Below are 3,699 nucleotides of genomic sequence, written 5' to 3' on the forward strand. Positions count from 1 at the left end.
TCAGTTCGAGAACCTGGTCGTGAGCAAGCCTTCGGCCTCGGTGGACATCAAGGACACTCAGAACGAAGTCATCGCCAAGCTGACTGCTACCCCTTCGGTTACCGAAGGCGGCGTGATCACCTACACCGTGACCCTGACCAGCAAGGACGGCCTGCCGATCAACAACCACGGCGCGCTGACCTTCACCCTGAGCGACGGCAAAACCATCGTCAACGTGCCGGCCAACAGTGCTACGGGCTTCGTTACTGTGGCTGCACCAGACGACGCCTACATCGGCCAGACCTCTGTCGGCCTGTCTCTGCAATCGGTAGGCGGCGCCGGTGCCAGCAAGTTCGAGGCGCTGACGCTGGACAAGACCACGGCTACCACCGTGGTCAACGACGAGCCAGGTGTTGGTACACCAGGCACTGGCAACCAGGGCGATGTGACCACCATCGGCATCACCGGCACCACCTCGTTGACCGAAGGCGAAACCGGCCGCTACACGCTGACCCTGAGCAACCCGTCCAAGGCAGAAGTCACCGTTACCCTGACCTACAGCGGCACTGCCAACGGCCAGGATTACACCGCAGTCACCACCGTGAAGATCCCGGCCAACAGCAGCAGCGCCACGTTCGATATCAAGACCCTCGACGACAAGCTGGTTGAAGGTACCGAAAACTTCACCGTCAAGATCGAAACCGCTACCGGTGGCAACTTCGAGAACCTGCAGGTTGATGGCAGCAAGGCCAGCGTTACCACCAACATCCTCGACAACGACCACCTGCCAGTGTCCACTGGCGGTGCGGTCAATGGCGTGGAAGACACCGACTACCTGTTCGCCTGGAACGACTTCAAGGTCACCGATGCCGATGGCAACACCGGCCTGTTCGTGACCATCACCTCGCTGCCGGCCGACGGTAGCCTGAAGTTCTTCAACGGCACCGCGTGGGTCGATGTGACCGTAGGCCAGGTGGTCAGCCAGACCGATATCGGCAGCAAGTACCTCAAGTTCGTCCCGACGCTGAACCAGTCGGGCACCGATGGCTACGGCGGCTCGGGCGTCGGCAACAAACAGGCTGACTACGCGCAGTTCAAGTACAAGCCGAACGACGGCACCAACCTGGGCAGCGAAGTGACCATGAAGGTCGACATCAGCCCGGTGGCCGACAAACCGACCCTGAGCTTCGGCAGCAGCGATGTCGAGTCCAAAGGCCTGACCAAGGAAGTCTGGACCACCTTGAAAGGCTTGGGCACCGACGGCAACGGCATCACTGGCGATGCGCTGAAAGCGGTCTTCGCCAACTCCGGCAAATCCAACTCCAGCGCCACTACCACCAACGTGCAGTCCGATGGTAGCGTCACCGCTGGCAGCGGTTCGAAAACCTCGGGGCTGATCTTCCTGGAGGCCGGCAAAACCTACAGCTTCAGCGGCGTCGCCGATGACAGCATGGTGGTCACCATTGGTGGCAAGACCGTGGTTACCGCGCTCTGGGGCGCAGGTGGCCAGATCTCCGGCACCTTCACCGCAACGTCCAGCGGCTACTACCCGATCGAGGTGTACCACGCCAACCAGTCTGGCCCGGGTAGCTATGACCTGAACATCCAGGTGGGCTCGGGTGCTGTCACCGACCTGAGCAGCAGCAACATCCCGATGTATCAGAACGTGACCGAGATGGCCAACGCTGGCCTGGGCGTGTCCGATCTGCACACCGTCAATGGCCAAAGTTACTACGACGGCTACAAGCTCAACGAAGGGCCGGAAGGCGGCTCGGTCAAACTGGTCGGCATCACCACCAACCTGACCGACACCGATGGCTCCGAGACCTTGAGCGTGACCCTCAGCGGCATTCCGAAAGGGACGCTGTTGAGTGATGGTGCGGGCCACACCGTCACTGTCGGCGGCACGCCGGTGGACGTGACAGGCTGGAAACTCAGCGGCCTGACACTGACCCCGCCGGCCTACTACAAGGGCTCGTTCGACATTACCGTCACGTCGACCGCCACCGAAAGCCTCGGCGGCTCGGACAGCATCACCGGCAAGATCCCGGTGACTGTCTATGGCGCCAACTACAAGGCCACGGTGGGCACCTCGGGTGATGACACCCTCAATGGCAGCGAAGGCAACGACATCATCGTCGCCGACGTCGCTGGCCTGAACGTGGTGGCGGGCAAGAACTACAACATTGCCTTCATGGTCGACAGCTCGGGCAGCATGAGCGATGACTCGGTCGCCGCGGCCAGGGCGCAGTTGGCATCGGTGTTCAAAACCCTCAAAGCCAGCCTGGGCACCGATACCTCCGGTACGGTGAACATCTTCCTGGCCGACTTCGACACCCAGGTCAACAAGAACGTGGCGGTCAACCTTGCCGACCCAGAAGCATTGAACAAGCTGCAAGCGGTACTGAACTCGATGGTAGGGGGCTCGCGTGATGGTGGCGGTACCAACTACGAAGACGTGTTCAAGACCACGACCAACTTCTTCAAGAGCACCATGGCGACCGGTAATACCGACGCGGACAACCTGACCTACTTCATCACCGACGGTAAGCCGACCTATTACCAGACCAATGAAACCACCAACTACCGCCTGTGGACCGGCGGCAAGTACCTGGATGACGTGGTCAACGTCAACAACTACAAGGTAGGCGAAACCTTCAGTGAGTGGGCCGACAGCACCCACAAGGTCAATATCAGCAAAGATGGCTATGTCACGGTTGCCACCTACAAGACCAATGGCAGGCTCGACTACACCACCAACATCGGCACGATCCACGCGCAGGGTGATGGTACCTACGAGTTCTCCAGCCTGGGTGGTACGGGGTATGCCGAATACTGGAACTACAGGGACTCGGCGTCCAACACCTCTGCCAGCTTCGCCTTGCTGGGCGGCACCAACGGCGTGAGCAAGGTGCAGGCCATCGGCTTGAACAACGATGTCAGCCTGTCCGACCTGACGGCCTATGACAGCGCCGGCAAGCCACAGGCCAACATCGACCCGTCCAAACTGGCCAGCGCGATCCTTGGGCACTCCGAGGCGACCCTGCCAGGCGCCGACAACGTCGATGGCGGCAACGGCAACGACATCATCTTCGGTGACCTGATCACCCTCAACGGTGTCGTCAGCGAGGGCTACCAGGCCCTGCAGGAGTACGTGGCGCAGAAGAGCGGTGTCGAGGCCAGTGCCATCACCACCAATAACGTTCACCAGTACATCACCGAGCACTACACCGAGTTCGATATCTCCGGCGCCAACGACGGCAAGGACTTCCTGTCGGGCGGCAATGGCAACGACATCCTCTTCGGCCAAGGTGGCGATGACACCCTCGATGGTGGCAGAGGTAACGACATCCTCCTGGGCGGTACCGGCAAGGACATCCTGATCGGTGGCCAGGGCGACGATATCCTCATCGGCGGTAGTGGTGCCGACACCTTCGTGTGGAAGTCGGGCGACCTCGGCAATGACGTGATCAAGGACTTCAAGGTGGCCGAAGGCGACCGTATCGACCTGAAGGATCTGCTTCAGTTCGAGAAGGGCAGCACCATCGACAACTACCTGAAGATCACCACGGTGGACGGCTCCTCGACGCTGCAGGTCAGCAGCGAAGGCAAGCTCAACGCCGCCGGTGGCCTGGCCAACGCCGATGTGACGATCAAGCTGGAAGGGGTGAACTGGTCCAATACCTCGATCAACTCGTTGATCAGCGGTGGCGACCCGAC

General features: G+C 60.7%; 1 pseudogene. It reads left to right on the forward strand.

Annotated elements, in window-relative coordinates:
* Positions 1 to 34: 34 nt before the first annotated feature.
* A pseudogene (locus NP534_RS26135) lies at positions 35 to 3,699 on the forward strand (immunoglobulin-like domain-containing protein); the annotation flags it as partial.

The sequence above is a fragment of the Pseudomonas sp. 39004 genome (genome assembly GCF_028682155.1).
Taxonomy (GTDB): Bacteria; Pseudomonadota; Gammaproteobacteria; order Pseudomonadales; family Pseudomonadaceae; genus Aquipseudomonas; species Aquipseudomonas capeferrum.